Source organism: Jeotgalicoccus sp. ATCC 8456 (genome assembly GCF_016313225.1).
GTDB classification, from domain to species: Bacteria; Bacillota; Bacilli; order Staphylococcales; family Salinicoccaceae; genus Jeotgalicoccus; species Jeotgalicoccus marinus.
The window spans coordinates 1,035,883-1,055,619 of the sequence record NZ_CP066224.1; the positions used below are offsets into that span (position 1 = coordinate 1,035,883).

At 37.1% G+C, this 19,737-nt stretch carries 21 protein-coding genes; 5 read left to right on the forward strand and 16 right to left on the reverse strand.

Features of this window, described 5'->3' with window-relative positions:
- Positions 1–22: 22 nt before the first annotated feature.
- Entirely contained in the window at positions 23–895 is an 873-nt protein-coding gene (locus tag JEM45_RS05250; RefSeq protein ID WP_198687937.1) for a DegV family protein, read from the reverse strand.
- A 97-nt stretch (positions 896–992) separates the two neighbouring features.
- Here JEM45_RS05250 and JEM45_RS05255 point away from each other — a divergent pair, with 97 nt between their 5' ends.
- Complete coding sequence (locus JEM45_RS05255; RefSeq protein ID WP_051220597.1) at positions 993–1,607, forward strand: YigZ family protein; 615 nt, start codon at positions 993–995, stop codon at positions 1,605–1,607.
- Here JEM45_RS05255 and JEM45_RS05260 read toward each other — a convergent pair whose 3' ends face one another.
- Positions 1,608–2,657, reverse strand: coding sequence for a glycosyltransferase family 4 protein (locus JEM45_RS05260; protein WP_026867678.1), 1,050 nt, complete (start codon positions 2,655–2,657; stop codon positions 1,608–1,610).
- 148 nt (positions 2,658–2,805) lie between these two features.
- Here JEM45_RS05260 and JEM45_RS05265 point away from each other — a divergent pair, with 148 nt between their 5' ends.
- On the forward strand, positions 2,806–3,855 hold the full coding sequence (locus JEM45_RS05265) for a GGDEF domain-containing protein (protein WP_198687938.1): 1,050 nt from the start codon (positions 2,806–2,808) through the stop codon (positions 3,853–3,855).
- Between the two features lie 68 nt (positions 3,856–3,923).
- Here the strand turns inward: JEM45_RS05265 and ytxJ are convergent, their stop codons facing one another.
- Positions 3,924–4,244, reverse strand: coding sequence for a bacillithiol system redox-active protein YtxJ (ytxJ, locus tag JEM45_RS05270; RefSeq protein WP_198687939.1), 321 nt, complete (start codon positions 4,242–4,244; stop codon positions 3,924–3,926).
- 108 nt (positions 4,245–4,352) lie between these two features.
- Between ytxJ and JEM45_RS05275 the strand changes: the two genes are divergently transcribed.
- Positions 4,353–4,607, forward strand: a complete 255-nt coding sequence (locus tag JEM45_RS05275) for a hypothetical protein (protein WP_035857355.1) — start codon at positions 4,353–4,355, stop codon at positions 4,605–4,607.
- A gap of 5 nt (positions 4,608–4,612) precedes the next feature.
- On the opposite strand, the gene JEM45_RS05280 is transcribed toward JEM45_RS05275, so the two are convergent.
- Positions 4,613–5,506, reverse strand: a complete 894-nt coding sequence (locus tag JEM45_RS05280) for an EMYY motif lipoprotein (protein ID WP_026867681.1) — start codon at positions 5,504–5,506, stop codon at positions 4,613–4,615.
- A gap of 121 nt (positions 5,507–5,627) precedes the next feature.
- Here JEM45_RS05280 and murB point away from each other — a divergent pair, with 121 nt between their 5' ends.
- Positions 5,628–6,551 (forward strand): UDP-N-acetylmuramate dehydrogenase, encoded by a 924-nt coding sequence (gene murB / locus JEM45_RS05285; RefSeq protein ID WP_235678953.1) that lies wholly within the window; start codon positions 5,628–5,630, stop codon positions 6,549–6,551.
- 60 nt (positions 6,552–6,611) lie between these two features.
- On the opposite strand, the gene JEM45_RS05290 is transcribed toward murB, so the two are convergent.
- From JEM45_RS05290 to nrdI, 6 genes are all read right to left on the reverse strand, one after another.
- A complete protein-coding gene (locus JEM45_RS05290; protein ID WP_026867683.1) occupies positions 6,612–7,751 on the reverse strand; it encodes an ABC transporter substrate-binding protein in 1,140 nt (379 codons plus the stop codon).
- A gap of 163 nt (positions 7,752–7,914) precedes the next feature.
- The gene (locus JEM45_RS05295) at positions 7,915–8,586 is read right to left on the reverse strand and encodes an SDR family oxidoreductase (RefSeq protein WP_026867684.1); all 672 of its coding nucleotides are present in this window, start codon (positions 8,584–8,586) and stop codon (positions 7,915–7,917) included.
- Positions 8,587–8,632: 46 nt separating this feature from the next.
- Positions 8,633–9,058, reverse strand: a complete 426-nt coding sequence (locus tag JEM45_RS05300; protein ID WP_026867685.1) for a FixH family protein — start codon at positions 9,056–9,058, stop codon at positions 8,633–8,635.
- Between the two features lie 138 nt (positions 9,059–9,196).
- Complete coding sequence (nrdF, locus tag JEM45_RS05305) at positions 9,197–10,165, reverse strand: class 1b ribonucleoside-diphosphate reductase subunit beta (RefSeq protein ID WP_198687941.1); 969 nt, start codon at positions 10,163–10,165, stop codon at positions 9,197–9,199.
- 13 nt (positions 10,166–10,178) lie between these two features.
- Positions 10,179–12,284, reverse strand: coding sequence for a class 1b ribonucleoside-diphosphate reductase subunit alpha (nrdE, locus tag JEM45_RS05310; protein WP_166627274.1), 2,106 nt, complete (start codon positions 12,282–12,284; stop codon positions 10,179–10,181).
- Positions 12,268–12,663, reverse strand: a complete 396-nt coding sequence (nrdI, locus tag JEM45_RS05315) for a class Ib ribonucleoside-diphosphate reductase assembly flavoprotein NrdI (protein ID WP_026867688.1) — start codon at positions 12,661–12,663, stop codon at positions 12,268–12,270. The genes nrdE and nrdI overlap by 17 nt, the downstream gene beginning before the upstream one ends.
- 340 nt (positions 12,664–13,003) lie before the next feature.
- Between nrdI and JEM45_RS05320 the strand changes: the two genes are divergently transcribed.
- Positions 13,004–13,885, forward strand: coding sequence for a DMT family transporter (locus JEM45_RS05320; RefSeq protein WP_026867689.1), 882 nt, complete (start codon positions 13,004–13,006; stop codon positions 13,883–13,885).
- Between the two features lie 192 nt (positions 13,886–14,077).
- Here JEM45_RS05320 and recQ read toward each other — a convergent pair whose 3' ends face one another.
- The 6 genes from recQ to JEM45_RS05350 all read right to left on the reverse strand — a co-directional run bounded on the left by recQ (position 14,078) and on the right by JEM45_RS05350 (position 19,721).
- Positions 14,078–15,859, reverse strand: a complete 1,782-nt coding sequence (recQ, locus tag JEM45_RS05325) for a DNA helicase RecQ (RefSeq protein ID WP_026867690.1) — start codon at positions 15,857–15,859, stop codon at positions 14,078–14,080.
- Between the two features lie 166 nt (positions 15,860–16,025).
- Entirely contained in the window at positions 16,026–16,970 is a 945-nt protein-coding gene (locus JEM45_RS05330; RefSeq protein WP_026867691.1) for a 5-oxoprolinase subunit C family protein, read from the reverse strand.
- Between the two features lies 1 nt (position 16,971).
- Positions 16,972–17,229, reverse strand: coding sequence for a hypothetical protein (locus tag JEM45_RS05335; protein WP_026867692.1), 258 nt, complete (start codon positions 17,227–17,229; stop codon positions 16,972–16,974).
- Between the two features lie 15 nt (positions 17,230–17,244).
- Positions 17,245–17,451, reverse strand: coding sequence for a hypothetical protein (locus JEM45_RS05340; protein ID WP_026867693.1), 207 nt, complete (start codon positions 17,449–17,451; stop codon positions 17,245–17,247).
- A 9-nt stretch (positions 17,452–17,460) separates the two neighbouring features.
- Positions 17,461–19,137: an aminodeoxychorismate synthase component I gene (pabB, locus tag JEM45_RS05345; RefSeq protein ID WP_026867694.1), complete on the reverse strand. Its 1,677-nt coding sequence runs from the start codon at positions 19,135–19,137 to the stop codon at positions 17,461–17,463.
- Positions 19,134–19,721 carry an anthranilate synthase component II gene (locus JEM45_RS05350; protein ID WP_026867695.1) on the reverse strand — a complete coding sequence of 196 codons (588 nt, stop codon included), beginning with the start codon at positions 19,719–19,721 and terminating at the stop codon, positions 19,134–19,136. The genes pabB and JEM45_RS05350 overlap by 4 nt, the downstream gene beginning before the upstream one ends.
- Between the last annotated feature and the right edge of the window lie 16 nt (positions 19,722–19,737).

Sequence of the window (19,737 nt, forward strand, 5' to 3'; positions counted from 1 at the left end):
GCTGCGTTAATAATAGATTTAATTAAAAGTCAGAAACATCGATATCGTATACAGTATAGCCTATTCCAATGGCACCTTCGCCTAAATGCGTACCAATTACAGGGCCAAATTCTTGTAGAATAAATGTAACATCTTCAAACTTTTCCCGAAGTTCTTCTATATAAGATTCAGCCAAGCTTGGTGCATTGGCATGGATTAAACATGCTGTGATTTTTTTACCTTTGTGTACTTGAAAATCTTCTGCTAACTTAGCCTCAATTTTAGACATCGCCTTTTTCTGCGTTCTAATTTTTTCAACGGCCACAATCTTACCATCAATAAATTCAAGGATTGGCTTAATTTTTAATAAACCACCAATCATTGCCTGGGCATTTGATAGTCGACCACCCTTTTGTAGATTTGTTAAATTATCTACAAGGAAGTAAGCATTTAAATTTTCTTTTTGCCTCATATCTTCTAAATCATCAAGCAAGGCTTCAAGGGGTTTCACATTCTTATTTTGAGCAGCATATAAAGCCAAGAACCCTAAGGGTGCGCATGATAGTTGAGAGTCCACAACATGAACGTTAATGTCTTCAACACTAGTTGATGCGGAAATCGCACTTTGGTAGGTTCCAGATATCTCTTTAGAAAGGTGGAAACTCAGCACATCTGTATAGCCATCTCTATATAAAGATTCAAGTAGCAAAATATAATCTCCAATAGATGGCTGACTAGTGGTTGGCAATTCATCACTCCCAGCCATTTGCTCGTAATACCAGCTATTATCTATTTCATTTTCTTTATATACTTCATCATTGGTAATCACATTCAAAGGAATGGTGTATATATCATACTTTTCTAAAATATTGGTGGGTAAATAACTAGTCGAATCAACAACTACAGCCACTTTCATATGCGTCTCCTCCAATTCATCTCGATACTTATTCTACTACATATGCATGCTATGATAAACTATTTTTAAGAGGTGTTTTTCATTGGAACAAAAATACATGAATCACAAGAATTTATCAACAGAAGAAATCATAAAAAAATCACGTTTTATTAGTCATATCAAGAGAACTGAAACTGAGGATGAAGCGAAAGCTTTCATAAACGAAGTTAAACAAGAACATAAATCAGCTACACATAATTGCAGTGCCTATATCATTGGCAAAAGTGCTTTAATCCAAAGAGCTGATGATGATGGTGAGCCACAGGGTACGGCAGGTGTGCCAATGTTAGAAGTTTTGAAAAATGAAGAATTATACAACGTTACTGTCGTTGTCACACGTTATTTTGGAGGTATTAAACTCGGTAGCGGTGGATTGATTAGAGCATATTCTAGCGGGACTTCTTTAGCAGTTAAAGAGAGCGGTAAGGTCATGGAAATTCCAATGACGCCTATCAACGTCACCTTAGATTATACCTATACAGCAAAATTCGAACATTACCTAGGAAATACAGATGCGACCATAGTCTCTCAGGACTATACCGATAAGGTTCACTATTTGATTCACATAAAAGAAGAAGGTGCCGATCAGATTATCGACACCTTAAAAGAAATCACGAGTAATAACTATATCGCTAAGAAAGATGATCCAGTTATTGCTGAAGAAGTAATTTAACTATGGAATGCGGTCGAATACTTTCTTGAAGAAATTTAACATCGGCCGCTTATTCGAACCAATTAGGTTTGTAGCCTCTACGACTAAATTCGTTGTCAATAGTAGTAATATCCCGATGATAATGGCACCTGGTACAGTTGCCAAGTACATTACTACACCACCGATCGCAAATAAGAGTGCTATAAAGTAAATCAATACGACACTCTCTCTATGAGAAAAACCGAGGTGCCTCACCCTATGGTGCAGGTGGTTTTTATCTGCGCGCATGACGGATACACCTTCTCGGTATCGTCTAATCACTGCAAAGAACATATCAATAAATGGCACACCGAGAATAATAATTGGGAAAAACAGTGAAATAAAGGTTATGTTTTTAAAGCCAATTATTGATAACACACCCACGATATAACCGAGCATCATGGCACCATTGTCACCTAAAAATATTTTTGCTGGATGGAAGTTGTACGGTAAAAAACCGAGTAGAGAGCCGATTAAAATAATACAAATCATCATGACAAATATATTTGACTGGAAAATAGTAATGACTGCGATGCTCGCTAAGGCGATAATAACGACACCTGTCGCGAGACCATCTAAACCATCCACCAAATTGATCGCATTAATAATGGCCGCTAACCAAATGACTGTCACGAGAACTGAAAGCACACCGAAGTTAATTTCTATACCAAATGGTGTAATCGTATCAATAATAATCCCGTAATAAATCGGTACACTAATAGCGACCAGTTGACCAATAAACTTTACGAATGGCTTAAGATCGTATTTATCATCTACTAGACCGACGAAACAAAGTATTGTCGCGCCGATTATTATTGGTTTATATTCAATTTCTGCAGGCTGGGCAAAAAGAGTGACGATTGTAAAACTTACAAGAATTGCCACACCGCCAAGATAAGGCATCGGTACTTTATGTACTTTACGATAGTTTGGGTAATCGACAAAGCCAAACCTTTTCGCTAAATAAATAAAGACCGGCACCAGTATTAGTGATATCACAAAGGATATACACAGTAGAAATAATGTATTCATATACTCACCCGATTTTTTAATCCCATTAAATATACCATATTCGGTATATATGTATATATCATTCTTTCCATATAAACAAATTCACTTTCTTCACACATCCTAAACGAGTATAATATAAGAAAGTATAAGAGTCTAAAGGAGGTCCGACATGTTCATAGATTTTCTGTTAAATATCGCACTGATTATCAGTGGAATCTACCTCTTTTATAGAATACAATTCTTTGAAGAAAAGAAAATCGTCGAAACAGGTTTATTCCAAACCTTGCTCATGACGACTTTAGCGGTATTGACCATGCTCGTACCGTTCTCGACGGCTGACGGCGAAATTGCACTCTATTTTATTCCACTCCTTTTACTCGGAGCATATAATTCGTTTATATATGGTTTAGTTTCAGCATTGATTGTGTTTTTCTTTTACTTTTATATATTCGAACTGAGCTTGGGGCCATTTATTGTATTCAGTATACTCTACTTAATATTTTTAATGGCTGCACCTTTTTTCCAAAAGATTACACATACGAAGCTAGTTATTGTGAACTTAATCTTTACATCTTTGTATGCCATTGTGATTAATCAGCTCTTTTACAATATATCATTTATGACAGGGATAATACTACTCGTAGCAACATCTGTCATTATCTTTACAGCACATATTATGTATGAAGATATCAACCAAATCTATCAGTTAAATAAGCGTATCGATGATGATGAATTTATCGACCATCTCACTCAATTAGGTAATGTGAAGTCATTAGACAGATTAGTTGATGAACATTTTGAAAACGACGAATCTCTGAGTCTACTTTTAATTGATATCGATAACTTTAAACGCTACAACGATAAGCATAGCTATGACTCCGGGGACAAGATCATCAAACAGTTAGCTTCACTACTTCAAAATTACGTCCCGACAGGCGGACAGCTCTTTAGAAACAGTGGTGAAGAATTTGCCATGGTCATACCCAACATCAACTTCGATAAAACCGTCAGACTTGGTGAAGCAATTAGAAACAGTGTTGAGTATTCTAAGTTTCACATCAATGAAATTGACACCGTCGATGTCACGGTTTCAGTCGGTGTGGGTTATAAAGAAGCTGCCCTTGCAACGAAGAGAGACCTCGTAAAAGAAGCTGAGAGCGCCCTATTTGAAGCAAAAAAACTCGGTCAAAACCGAGTGATGTTCGCACCGATAGGATAGAATACTTTTTAAACCAAACAAAATCACCCCAGCTTAGAACTTAGAAGTTCAACTACAGGGGTGATTTTTTAATCTTCTACGCTACTAAGTGTAGCCAAAGTGATTTTACCATGTGAATCATGCCACTTTACTTTTCCATCTACAAAGTAGAAGGCTTGTGGGGATTCATGTTTAATTTCAAATGTTTCAGCAATATAATTTGATAGCTCACGGTGATCTTGTACCACTAAGTAGTGACCATCCATATCTCTTTCGTAATGAAATTTCTGAAATTCATCAAATGCTGAGGAAGAAATAGGACACGTATTACTGTGTTTTAAAAAATAGAACTCATGCTTGTCATTTAATAAGTTTTGAAATGCATCTATGTTGGTGATTTTTGTTAACATATAACCACACCTTTCATTGACTTTATATAATTTATCACTTATTTAAAAATTAATCAAATTGACTATAGCAGTATGGTATAATGCAAATGTATTGGAGGCTGTATACATATGACTAGAAAATTAAAGCGATGGACTTTTCTTGACTCAATCAATGCGATTCTATTTATTGTTGTCGTGTTGTTTTTCTTAGACTTTCAAAATAATAGTACGATGTCATATATTTTACTGGCTGTATTTGCCTTTTGGTTGATTACTGTCATCTTAAGAAATGTAATGATTTCAAAAGTTGAAAAGGATCCAAATCATCCGTTACACAACATACAAACAGGTAAAAATATTGACGAAGACCAAAATAGAAAATGAGGCACTTAAGGTGCCTCATTTTTTTTATTGTTTAACGCTTCTTCAAACTGACTATCAAGTGTTGATGCTGTATCTAACTGGGATAAAAGATTTTCTAAAGAAAGCTCCTGTAGCTGCTCAACGGATACCATTACATTTTTTCTTTCTTCAAAATAAGTTCGATAATTGTAATTCATCTCAAGCGAAATCGTCCGTGCCCGAGTTGCAGTTGAAGTCGTCAAATTTAGAGCATTTATTTCTTCAATATGCTGATCTATTAAAGGTAGCAAATCTTCTTTGGCAAACTGCTCTTTTTCTTCCACACTCTCTTTACTTTGAAAGTTCGTTATTTGCTCATCTAGTGCTTCACTGTTTTTATTTAAAACATCAATCAAAGTGTTCATTTCTTCTATTTCTTCACTTGAATCCGCTGCTTCTATAAGGTTATCTCGTTCCTCTTGGTGCGTGATAAAAGATTGGCTTAATGTGACAAGTTGTTCATTTGAGTCAATCGAACTCGCATAAGCGTTTAGAAATGAAGTGATTTGAGCTGTAAAATCCCTCTTCACTTGCACATCTTCAAGCATAATATTATGAATTTCTTGAACTTCAGGGTTTTCGACTTGGATTGATTCGACTTCATGTCCAAGGCTATCGGCTAATGGGACTAGTTCTTTATCGACTCGATTGATTAAATCTTGAATAAATGCCAAATCTGTTTCTTCTTCTTCAAAATACATTCGCTCCACTCGGTCGAAATCCATATCATTGACCAAATCATTAAACTCACTATTTAATTCTATTAGGCGCTCCGCATCACTTTCATATGTTTTAATATCTTCATCTAGACTTGATCCACAGGCACTTAAAAATAATAGTGCCATGATAAGCGAACCTTTTATCAGCGTTTTCAAAGACATATACGAACCCCGCTTCAGGTAGATTTCTTTTTATAACACGATATAGTATAACATATATGTGAGTTTAATTTTTTCTAATTATACACTATAATAATTGTTAAGCATGAATGAGAGGATAATTATAGTGGATAAAGAAAAGCTTGTCTTAGCGCTTAAAAACATAGTGACATCGTCAATTGTTAAAAGCGATGAACCCTTAAATAAATACACATATACAGAAACCGGTGGCCCGGCAGATATATACATTTCGGTCGGTAATATAGAAGATACTGCAAAAGTCATCAAATTCGCAAATGAAAACCATTTACCGGTGACCTATTTAGGCAATGGATCGAATATTATTATTCGAGATGGTGGCATCCGTGGCATCGTCGTTAACCTTTTAAAGTTAAATAACATTACTGTAGAAGGCGACACTTTAACAGCAGATGGCGGTGCTGCTATTATTGATGCTTCGCATATGGCACTCCAGCATGGCTTATCTGGCTTAGAGTTTGCATGTGGTATCCCCGGTTCAGTCGGTGGTGCTGTCTATATGAATGCTGGTGCTTACGGTGGGGAAGTCAAAGACTGCCTCAGCCATATTAAAGCAATTAATGAAGCGGGTGAAATCATCACGCTGAGCCCAGATGAATTAGATCTTGGTTACCGCACAAGTCGAGTACAGACAGAACATCTAGTTGTAGTATCAGCTGTCTTTAAATTAAAAAAAGACAAGGATACTGAAAATATTAAAGCGATCATGGATGACTTAACTGAACGCCGAGAAACAAAGCAACCTTTAGAATATCCATCTTGTGGTAGTGTATTCCAAAGACCACCAGGTAATTTTGCAGGGAAGCTCATCCAAGATGCTGGCCTACAAGGCCATCGTATTGGTGGCGTTGAAGTCTCTAAAAAGCACGCAGGCTTTATGGTCAATGTCGATAATGGTACAGCTAGCGACTACGAAGCACTCATTGAATTTGTTCAAGATACTGTAAATGAGAAATACGGAGTCACTTTAAACAGAGAAGTTAGAATCATTGGCGATCATCTTGAATAAATGCTAATTGTATAATCTAAAAGCAGCCCGTTCGTTATACGAACGGGCTTTTACTACATATCACTCATCATTATTACTTTCTTCTATTGAATCCAACATACCGGATAAGTCCTCAATTTGATTCATAATGTCTAAGTAGCCTGCTGGTTCTTCGTCCCAGTTGTCTTCAGATATAACATAGACATTTTCATTGATGACTGCATTAATGTTAGTGAGCAATTCATTTGTTAAAATTTCCTCAGTCACTGTTTCAATATCTTTTTCTCCGTTTGTGTTTAGGGCTAAAATAATACCTGGGTTTAAACTAGAAATGGACGAGAAACCGAAATCAGCATTTGGTTCTACTTGACTATTCTCATTTGATACCGGTTCAAGTACGCGATTAAAACCAACTTCACTGAAAAGAAAATCATTGATGCCACTTGTTTCATCAATAGTTAAGTCCTCATCATTCACTTCAAAATAGAGTAGATTTTCCTCTAAATCAAGCACACGTTCTTTAAGCTCAGTCAGATTTGTATTTAAGTCATCGACTAAATTTTCTGCATGGTCTTCAACACCATACATCTCTCCGAGGAAGCTAGTAAATTCTATAATGTTTTCCACATAAGTCGTGCTATCTTTATCGACACTGATAATTTCAGCATTCGGTGCTGCTTCTTCCAGTTGTCTGATTACAGCTGAATAGGACTCATCTTCACCTATAACAATCACTTCTGGGTCTAATTCTTCAACTGCCCCATAATCAATTTCATCTTCAGTACCTACATTCACATGATCGTCTGATCCGAAGATATCACTCAATTCTTCGTTTAAATGTTCCCCTTCTTCCCCTTTTTGAATGCCGGTGATATTTCCTTCTAAATCAAGTGCTGCAAAAGTGGACGCTGCAGATAAGTCGAAGACAACGACTTGGTCTGAACTCTTCGGTAATTCTACATCGTTATCAATTTGAGTAAAGTCATCATCGTCTTCATCTGTACTACTTTTAATCTTGAAAAAGTTTTTGTATGCGATGTGCTCCGGAGAGCTCGCTTCTTCCTCTTGTTCTTCTTCTGATTCTGCTACTTCACTTTCTGTGTCTTCAGTTTCCGCTGCAGATTCTTCAGATGGTGCTGTTTCTTCAGCATTATCATTACAAGCTGCAAGTAATAATATAAGGCCTGATATCAATAATAAGTATAACTTTTTAAATTCCATATTAAGCTCCTCATCATAAATTCGTACTTAAATCACTATCGTTTTTAGTCTTGTTAGCAATTATACATAGCCTGACGTGTTTTTCCTAGCCAACTCATCGTAATACGAAAAATCACACTTACTCTTAAAAGATATAAGTGTGATTATTAAAATAAAGCTAATCTTAAGAGATAATGATCGTTTCTCCTGTTGGAATATCTTTATCGTGGTCGATAATTGCTTTAATTTTCTTAATTGCTTTTTGGTTGGCACGCTCTTCTTCCGTTGTCTTATAGGTTGGGCGATAGCTTAGAGCATAAACATCTACATCTTCACGACTCAGTTCAATTGCTGTTGAATGTGTCAGAGCTTCAATTGCGCCTGTAACTGTGTAGTACAGGTTTCTTTCGAAAACTTCTTCAAATGAAGGTTCAATGACATTGATGATTTTTGCGTCATTTTCAATTTTAAGTAATGGTCTCATGGTTCTAATACCGAGGTACGTTCCCCAAACATGTTCATACATGACCTCACTAAATTCATTAAAACTAACATTGTAGACTGTTTTGTCATCCGTAAAGATTGAATGAACTAGAATAATACCATTTAGCGATTCATAGCTATCCTCAATTTTTTGGACAACGTCCAGCCAATCAATTTCTTTAGACTGTTCCAATAAAACAATTTCATGTTCGCCAGTAGTATCGCTGAGTGTTGCTTTTACATCTTCTAGCTCGCTATAATCCAAGCCGGCTAGAATAATGTTTGCATTTTTTGTCGCCAATTCCAGCGCAACCTCTCTACCGAGATAAGTTGTTGCACCCGATACGATATAAGTTTTATTTGTTAGATCCATAATATCCTCCTAGAACTGACTATCTTGATACTACTATAATATCATACTACTCTACTGTTACTGTTTCTTCTGGCATGGTATGTAATTGGTAGGCATCAACGTGAGAAATGACTTTGTATTCCCCTGGTTCTTCAAACGTGTATGGTAGTACATATTCACCATTTTCACTATGTTCAACATCAATCATTTCTAATGATTCCTCGCCTTGAATGATTTCAAACATAACAGCATCCGCATCTGTAACGTCTTCCTCATTCGATGTCACATGAGCTGTAAATTCAACTTCTTCACCAGCAGTGATGCTTTCAGGTGTTTGTAAATCAACTTCAAGTGATCTCACTTCATCACTAGATGCGTGATCGTGATTCATATCTCCATGATCACCGTGTTCTGAACCTTCTCCATCTGAACATGCAGCCAGAGTTAAAGATAATAATAAGATTACTGATAAAAAGCTTCCTTTTAGTTTCATAGTTATACCTCATTTCTATTTTACATTCAAATATCATTTTACATTATCATTTTGCTCATCAATGATACTGAAATGAATATTTTATGACTAAATGAATAAACACGCTTGATGTGATAAACATCAAGCGTGTTACTATAACTAGTCTTCAAAAATAAAATCTTCATCTTTTAATGCTTCAACATTTAACGCGAGAACATAGCCGTCACCTTTAACACTGAAGAAATCGTGGTTCTTCGTTGTTGTATCTAAAGCATTTTCAATGATTGGATTGAATCCTTTTTCTTCAAAGTAAGGTTCAAATCCTAAGTTTGATAATGCTTTGTTTGCATTATATTGTAAGTAATTTAGAACATCATCAGTTAAACCGATTTTATCGTAGAGATCTTTTGTATATTCAACTTCGTTGGCATACAGCTCATCAAGTAGTTCATACATTTCCTTATCTGCACGGTCCTGTTCTTCTTGGCTCAACTCTGCTTTTAGTACTTGGGCATCTAGACCAGTGAAGACACCGTGGATGGATTCATCAAGTAGAATCTTACGAATAATTTCACCACTCGTTGTCATACGGCCATTTCCAGCTAAGTAAAGCGGATAGTAAAAGCCTGAATAGAATAAGAAAGACTCAAGGAATACTGATGAAACTCTCGCCATATACTGATCATAAAGTGACGGGTTATTATCTAGTAACTTATGATAGTTTGTGACAATTTTGTCTGCTTTAAAAGTCAGATGCTTATTATTAACAACCCACTCGTCTAGTAAATCATCAGTTTCCGTAGTCGGTAGTAGTGTTGTAAAGATATGAGAATATGATTTCGCGTGAACTTGCTCCATCATTCCCATGAAAGAATATACTGCTTTTTTACGTAAATCTGGAGTATGAAGCATGATTAGTGGCATGCCGTCATCTGCTTGGTGCGTATCCAGCCCTGTCAGTCCAGCGAGGACTTTCTTGAATGTATCTTTCTCATCATCAGACAAGCTTGCCCATGATGCTAAGTCTTTAGATACTTTAAATTCTGTTTCTACCCACATTTGTGAGATATTTTGACGCCAGAATATATTGGTCATATCCTCTTCTCTGTTCCAGTTAACAGCTTTCATAGTTCATTCTCCTTTATACTGCACAACTTGTACATTCTTCAACACTGAGTAATTTGTTTCTCGTGTAGTAGAGTGATTTCAATCCTTTGTGGTGTGCATAAATATAGTACTTAGATAATTCTCTAGTAGAGATTTCTGAGTTCACGTAAAGAATCGTACTGATTCCTTGGTCAACGTGCTGTTGGATTGTAGCAATCATATCGATTAATTTCATTTGATCTGTGTTAAAGGCACTCTTGTAATACCACATTGTTTCCTTAGATAGGAATGGCATTGGGTAGAACGTCTCTGAGTTACCGTAAGTTCTACGTTCAATCATATCAACGATTGGCATTACAGAACTTGTAGCATTCTGTACGTAAGAAATACTTTGTGTTGGTGCAATCGCTAGGCGGTAAGCATGGTATAAGCCATTCGCTTCAACTTCTTGTTGAAGGTTTGCCCAGTCTTCCTTAGTCGGAATGTGAATGTGATCAAATAGATCTGCTACCTTATCAAACTGAGGTGTAATATCTTCAGCTGTATAGCGTTTAAAGTACTTACCGTTCGCATAGTCAGAACGATCGAAGTCTTTGAATGTTACACCGCGTTCTTTTGCGATCATCATTGATTTTTCGATTGAGTAGTAGTTCAACAGCATAAAGAAGATGTTTGCAAAGTCTCTTGCTTCTTCTGACTCATAACCAATCTTGTTCTTAGCAAGGTAGCCGTGTAAGTTCATTGCACCAAGTCCAACTGAGTGCAATTCTTCATTCGCTTTTTTAACACCTGGTGCGTTAGCGATTGAAGTATCATCACTAACGAGTGTAAGAGCTTCAATACCTTCATGTACTGTTTCTTTTACCTTACCTGAATCCATAACGTTCGCAATGTTCATAGAACCTAGGTTACATGAAATGTCGCGTTTGATTTCATCTTCAACACCGTAGTCATTAATGACAGAAGTCTCTTGAAGTTGGAAGATTTCAGTACATAGGTTAGAAATCTTAATGTCACCAATACCTCCAAGAGGGTGTACTTTGTTGGCATTGTCTTTAAACATTAGGTATGGATATCCAGACTGTAGTTGTGTTTGAGCGATTGTGTTTAACATATCACGTGCATCAAATTCGCGTTTTTTAACCTTATCATTTTTCACAAGCTCATCGTACATCTCATCCATATCCATGTCATCAAGTGCAACACCATATTCTCTTTCCACTGTGTGTGGTGCAAAAGTATTAAATGGTTTGTTATCACGTGCGAGTTCAAAGAATTTAGATGGCACGACTAGACCTGTTGAAATTGTTGCAAGGCGGATATCTTCGTCTGCGTTTACCTTTTTAGTATCAAGGAATTCAGGTAGGTCATAGTGGAAGATGTTTAAGTATACTGCACCAGCACCTGGACGTTGTCCAAGCTGGTCGGCATAAGAAAAGCCGCCTTCTAGAGATTTCGCTACTGGTAATACACCTTTAGCGACGCCTTCTATGCCCTTGATTGCCTCACCACGTGCGCGTAGTTTTGAAAGGTTAATCGCAACCCCACCACCGATTTTACTTAACTGCTTTGCAGTTGAATCGATGTAGTTAATAGAGTTTAATGAGTCATCTACTTCTAATAAGAAACATGAAACCATTTCACCACGACGTGCACGTCCTGCGTTTAAGAAAGTTGGTGTTGCAGGTTGGTAGCGCTGCTCCATCATTGAAGTAATGAATGTTTTAGCTGTTTTAATGTTTCCTTTTGCTAAGTATAAGCTGACAATCACAACGTGTTGTCTATAGTCTTCTAAATATTGTTTTTTGTCATTTGTTTTTAACGTGTAATCTTTAAAGAATTTGCTCGCTGCCATATAGCTCTTAAATTTGAAATCAATGCTATTCGCATGGTCAATAATTTCAGTTAAGCCTGCTTCATCATACTCTTTAAACAGATCATAGTAAAAGTCGTTCTCAACAAGGTAGTGCAATCTTTCAAGCTCAGAATCGAAATGTATGGTTTTACTTTCCACTTCTTCCATGAATACTTCAAGCGCTTCTAAATCTTTTTCTAGTTTGTAAAAACCAGTCTCGTCTCTTTTAGTGACTTCGTTATTTAACTCAACGTGATTGTATGTTTTCTCATCTAATACTTTCATGCAATTCCCCTGCCCTTTCTAATTCAACTAAAAATTGTTCTCTTTGTTCTGGACTACCATGCAACTCAAACTTCATTAAAAGTGGTACATTATAGTCATCACTGATATATTCGCCTGCTCGTGCATAATTTCTACCCCAGTTTCTGTTGCCACTTGAGACAACCGCAAACATTTTTTCAGCGTTCACTTTTAAGAAATTACTTACAATATCGGGTACTGCACCAAAACCGTATGTCGGTGTAACCAGGATAAAACGATCACCGATTTTCTCGCTGACATTATCAGCTGTTATTTGATATAATTCATAGGTGTCTGGAATGTCTATACCATTTAAGAAGCGACGGATATTACCTGTCATTGAATAATAAGCAATAATCACTTTGTCATCTCCATTCAATTACATCATAAAACAGAACATACGTTCTATTCAAGTGATTCGTTCATTTATTTCTAATCAATACCACATATAGTGTTTACTTAGAATTTAAACCACAAGATATATGATTTAACATGTTCTATAATCTCATATTAGAAAATTGATTGCAATGTAAAAAACTGCCTGAAATTAAAATTTCACGCCCTTTATTGAGTTATAAATCGCCCTAAGTCACGGTGGGTATGTCATGACAAATCATATTATTTTTTTAAATTATTTTTTGCGAAATTTAATGGAGTCAAGAAGTTGAAATTAACGTACAAATTTTTTTGGAGTGTTGTAAATGAATAATGTAGTTAAAGGTATTCTTGCCCTAATTATTTCATCACTCGGTTTCAGTTTGATGTCTTTATTTGTTAAATATGCAGGCGATCTACCTACTGTTCAAAAAGCTTTTTTTAGAAACTTTATATCGATGATGATTGCCTTAGTCCTTGTGATATATAATCGCGAACGACTCTTTGGTAAAAAGGAAAACCAAGGTTGGTTACTCTTACGCTCCGCTCTAGGCCTTGCTGGGGTATTACTTAACTTCTTTACCATTGATAGAATGGTGCTAAGTGATGCAGACATCTTAAATAAACTCAGTCCATTTTTTACGATTATCCTCTGTGCGATTTTCTTAAAAGAACATATAAGACGTTTCCAGATGATTTCGATTATCATCGCTTTAATTGGTGCTATATTTATCATCAAACCGTCGTTTTCAAGTGATACATATTTCGCGCTACTAGGTGTTTTAGGGGCACTCTTTGCAGCCGGTGCCTACACTGTGCTCAGATTGCTCGGAAGTAGAGAAAAGTTCTATACTGTAGTATTTTACTTTTCATTCTTTTCAACCGTTGCCCTCGTACCGTTTATGATTTTCCAGTATGAAGCAATGACAGCCAGTCAGTTTTGGTTTTTAATTCTGTCCGGTATATCTGCGGCAATTGGTCAATTTGGACTCACAATTGCTTATAGCTTCGCACCTGCTAAAGAAATCTCAATTTTCTTCTACTCGACGATTCTCTTTACAGCACTATTTAGTATCATCGTCTTTAACGAAATTCCTGATGCCTTATCTATACTCGGTTACATCATTATCTTCTCAGCAAGTTACTATATGTACATGAAGAATAGACCACCGAAACGAGAACGTTTGAAAATCGCAGGTAAGAAGTAAACTTTATATTATCTATATAAGCATATACTACGCAGTCTTTGGTGATAGAGACCAAAATACTGCGTAGTTTTTGTTTTGGGTGGATGGTGTGCTTCGTTTTCCTTTCGAAGCGGAGCCCCACCAACAACCGTCCACAACTCAAAAAGGGCTGCAATCATCCATTGCAGTCCCTTTTTGAGTTAATTTACTTCACTACACTTGCTGGCTATCGTGTTGTTGGATTTCTTCTAAGAAGTATGGGCAGTAGTGTTTGAGTTTATAGTTCCCAACGCCTTGAATGTGCATCATGTCTTGCTTAGTTTGTGGCATTTTCTTGGCGAATTCTTTAAGAATTTGATCAGTAAAAATCGCATCTTCATCTAGCTTATGTTTTTCTGCGAGTGTCTTACGTGTCGAAATGAGTCTATCGTAAAGCACTTCGTTTGGAGAGGAGTCTGTCGAAACATTGACACGCTCGTTATATTCTTTTCGGTAAGGTACGGTATAGAGTTTTACTTTATGATTTAATATGTCTAGGCTTTTATCTATTAAGTACATCTTGTGGTTGGTGTAATGAAGGTAGCCTCTCATCACTAATTCTTCAACTAAGTGATTGACTTCACTTGTTCTAAATGAATCAAGCACACCGAAATTTTCTTCCTTGTCTAGTCCACGACTGAGGATATTGTCCGCGCGTTCGCCTCGCATCACTTGAATAACGAGTTCTTTTGAAAGCTCCCCATCTAAATTCTGAATTAGACCCAAAATCAGCTTTGCTTCAGTGGTCATCGGTTCTGTTCTATTTTTAGACAGGCAACTTGAACATTGACCACAGGCTTCGACATACTCGTTTTCATTAAAATATTTAACGATAAAACTGCTCAAGCATTTATTCGTCTTATTGTACTGGATCATTAAGTCTAGTTTTTCTCTCATATGGTCCTTGTACTGTTCACTCGCCGTCGCTCTGTCGATGAAGAACTGTTGTAAGTTTACATCTCGCTGAGTCGATAGCAAGATACATTCACTGTCTAAACCATCACGACCGGCACGCCCAATTTCCTGGTAGTAACTTTCAAGGTCACCAGGTAAGTTAAAGTGAATGATGTAACGGATATCCGGCTTATCAATCCCCATACCGAAAGCGTTTGTTGCAATGACAATCTTGACTTCGTCTGAGACAAACTTCTGTTGGTTAATACTACGTTCTTTTTTACCTAGTCCACCGTGGTAAATAACATTTCCAATATCGTATTCATTTAAGTACTCAGAAAGTTTCTCTACCTCTGCACGGGTTGATACATATACAATACCTGAGGAATCAATATGATTTTGGATATACGATAGTATAAACTGCTCTCTTTGGTAGGTTGGATTCACAGACAAGATGAGATTCTCTCTTTTAACACTTGTCTTAAAGACTGCATGATTATCAATATCTAATAATTCTTGAATATTATGTTCGACTTCCTCAGTCGCTGTCGCTGTGACTGCAACGATTTGCGCGTCTGGTAAGAGTCCCTTTAATTCGGGAATAATGCTCTGATAGCTTGGTCTAAAGTCATGTCCCCACTTAGATATACAGTGGGCTTCATCAAAAGCAACAAAAGGTATTTTTGTGTTTACAACTGCCGCTCTAAACGCTTCATTATTAAAGCGTTCTGGGGCAACATATAAGAACTGAAGGTCACCGTTCATCATACGATCCATCACTCGATTTAAATCCACTTTAGACATGGTAGAGTTGATACACTCTGCACTAATTCCGCGTTTTTTTAAGGCATCGACTTGGTCTTGCATCAGGGAAATCAAGGGAGAAATCACAAGTGTCGTACCGCCGAACATCAAGCCTGGTACTTGATAGCATAAAGACTTACCAGAACCAGTTGGTAAGATACCTAAGGCGTTGTCTCCGGCTAACACGTTTTCTATTATTTCTTTTTGGCCATACCTAAATGAGTCATAGCCGAAGTATTCTTTTAAAATAGCTTCCATACATTATCAGTCCTACATTTATATATGTACTTACAGTCAAAATATTTATCTGCTATATTATACATTAAATCCGAGTATCTTTGTTAAACTTTGGCTCAAAGATTCCAAGAAAAAATCTCTTTTTAAGCCCGATAATTCACTCGGTCCACTTAAAAAGAGATCACTCCTACATCTTTTCTTTCACTAATTCTTTTGAAATTTTGTAATCAATTGCTTTAAATAAACTGTTTACCCAAAGGTGATGTCCATACATTTCTGCATGTGCATCATCAATGTCGACTGTTTTAAATTTAATCTTAGACCCCGGACGTTTTTGACCTAGCTTATGCATGTGATAGCTCGGAATCGTTCCAATATGAGTTAAATCCGTCTGGCTGTTAAAATCGTTAAGGGCGATGATTGGAGTCTCGTCTTTAATATAGACCCCACCGAGCACACCTGGCTGTTCGCCTGTTTGATCAAAGTCTTCTAGCCCTTGTCCTTTTAACACAAGGTTGACACGATTATCTTCATGAATCACTTCATACTCTTTTTCTTCGAGCATTTCATACACAGAATCCGGTACATCAGGTCTCTTAACGATGTGATAAGTATCTGAAAGATATACTTCTACTAATGAGTACACCGCAATGCCCCAGCCCACTTTACGCTTGTTAGACATCATATGGAAAATTTCATCATGAAGCGTACTATAATCACGACGCATAATCACTTCGTCACCCGATTTTAATACATTGGAGGCTTCTGCAGCCAATCCGCCAGCGACCGCTAAGTATATACGGCAACCTCTTGATGACTCATGAAACGATAACACATCGCCACGGTCAACATGGTAAATACGATTGGGATGAATATCTTCATCGTTAATTGAGCCCTCGAACTCTCCGCCCGAATATGCAAAAATTGTTGGTTCAGTAAATTGAATCACACCAGGTTGACCTGACATTTCAATCGTCGGCTCATCGATATCGTTGCCGACTAATTTATTAGCAAGCATGGGTGATAGTCGATCAACCGCACCGTTGTATTCGTTATTCTCTTTGTTGATTTCGGTCTTTTTAACAGTTTGAAGAATCGTTAACAGGCCGCTTTTCTTTATAATTAGACTCATCTTACCTTACCTCACTCTCACGGTTCAACACAGATTTCACAATCGTTGTTACGAAGGTTGAGGGTTCTATTGTGTTTTCATTTTCCATCACTTCAATTGGTTCGTAATGGAATGTCACCGTATTATTTGTAAACTGAACCGCTGTAATATAAGGGCTATCTGTTAGCTTACCGTCTTTTTTATATGTAGCTAAGAGACGCTCTACTTCAGTAGGTTCAATCTGGCATGTAATTGCCGTATCTCCATTTGCAAAAATCATTTATTTTCCCACTCCTTATCGGTAAAAGAATTCTAATTCACCAGCAACGTACTCCGTAAAGTTGCCCATAGCCATACCGAAGACAACAATCGCAATAATTACGCCGACAAATCCGAGGGTTACACCGACAATAATAATTTTATTTTTTAATAAATACGTGACAATAAAGTGCGTCACGACAACAATCGCGATGACTAAAATCGCTAAAATTAGTGTAAACATAAGCCACCTCTATCCTTCTAGTGTTACAGCCACCCATTCTCTAACACTATTAATCATATATAGTTTAACTTCATTATTTTGATATTTCTTTTTCAAAGTCTCAACAGAATAATCTCGCTCTGTGAGTATGCCTTCTGTCAATAAAGACTGTCTCATGACACCATTTAATAACTCAGGTCTTAAAACAGGTGTCGTCAACACACCGTTTTCTTCAACGACAAGATTACCTATATTAAATTCTGTGACATTTAGACTATCATTATAATACAAAACGAGATCACAATCATTTGATTCACTATAATATTGATGTCTGACCGTCGTTTTGTGACTAGTGAAGTCCTCTGGTGCATACATAATTTTAGTCGATAAACACGCTGTCATGCTATGAACAGGTTCAACTTCTTGGTGGCTAATATTCATCACACCAGTGTGATCTAAAGTTAGGCGTAGCTTGTATACACCAGTGTGGATATCTTTAACTTCTATATAATTTTGAAGTTCACTTTGAGCATCGTCAAGTGGGTAGTTAAAGTAATCCGCACTTGTCTTCAAGCGATTGAGGTGTAGTGCTAAACGTTTGATATTACCTCTTTCTAGTCGCATCGACTCTATCAAAGCATACTGGCCTTGTTTTAGAAATGAAGTCTTATGGAGAATTTCTTCAAACTCTCCGCTCGGGTCTGAGTCATAGGTAATGCCGCCCCCTGCACCATATGTGTAGTTACCGTCTTCGATTACCATAGTACGAATAGGTACGTTGAAGATTATGGATTGGTCCGGGTAGAGTATACCGAGTGCACCACAATAATAGCCTCGTGGCGTTTTTTCGAGTTTGGAAATAATATCCATAGTCTTTATTTTAGGTGCACCGGTTATCGAGCCACAAGGAAAGAGCGCGTCAAAAGTATCACTTAGCTGAACGTCATCTCTTACTTTTGCTTCTACAACCGATATCATCTGGTAGACCGTTCGGTACTTTTCAATGGTAAACAGTTCAGTTGCCTCTACTGTGTTCTTTTTGGCAATTCTTGAGATGTCATTTCTTAAAAGATCAACAATCATTACATTTTCAGCCTGGTCTTTCTTTGAATGCCTTAAAAACTGATAGCTTTCATTGTCTTTCTCTTGGTCTTCAAATGTCGGTGCCGTCCCCTTCATCGGTTTTGTTCTTATCGTTCGGTTAGGATCAATTTCGAAGAATAATTCAGGGGATACACTAAGGATTTCTTTGTCATCTAAATCCACATACATTGCGTAATCTCCGTTGTTGCCGCTTGTAAGTTTTAAGAATAGCTGGTGGCTATCACCACTGAAATCTCCATACAATCTCGTCGTATAGTTCACTTGGTAGGTATGGCCATCCAGTATATAATTCCTTACTGCTTCAATGTTACTTTCTATTTCTTCTCTACTTTCACTGAGACTTGGTTCAGTCATGGTAAAGCGTCCTGTTTTTTCTCCTTGTAAAAAGGACTCATAAGATACAGGCGCATCAAAGATTCCAACAAAGTATTCGTCTTTTTCGTATGTGACGCCGACGACTGCGTAGTAACCTTTTTCCTGCATTGCTTTGGCATGGTTAACAGCTGTATCAAAAGATGTCGGTGCTTGAATCACTTCAATTGGTGAAGTGAAAAAATGTTCCTCGACCACACCATCTTTTTTGAATTTTGTATGTGCTCTCATCCTTGATTTTCCTCCACTGCAATTCTAATAAAGTTATTGACCTGGGCTCTGCCGTGCTCTGACAAAATTGCCTCTGGATGATATTGCACGCCAAAAACGGGGTAGGTTTTATGACGGATTGCCATATTGATGCCGTCTTCGGTCTGTCCAACAATATTGTAGTCATTAACTTGTCCATAACAACTTAAAGAATGGTACCTGCAGCCAATCACAGGTGTCGGGATATTAGCGTAAATATCTTTTTCGTTGTGATAGACCGGGTGCGCATGTCCGTGTATGGGACGTTTTCCATGAGAAACTTCTCCACCCGCTAAGTGCCAGAGCATTTGATGACCGAGACAAATACCAAATATCGGTTGGGTCGTAAAATATTTTTTAATAAAATCCAATACTTCCGGACGGTCTGTTGGATGTGATGGACCCGGCGATATAACAACACCAATAATATTATTATCCGCCATATTATATGAAGAAAGTTCATCTGGTCGGACCACTTTTACACCAACACCATAGGGGTTACTTTCCATATAGTGTACCAGATTATATGTAAAGGAATCATAGTTATCAATCATTAATAAATTCACTGGTCATTCTCCCTGA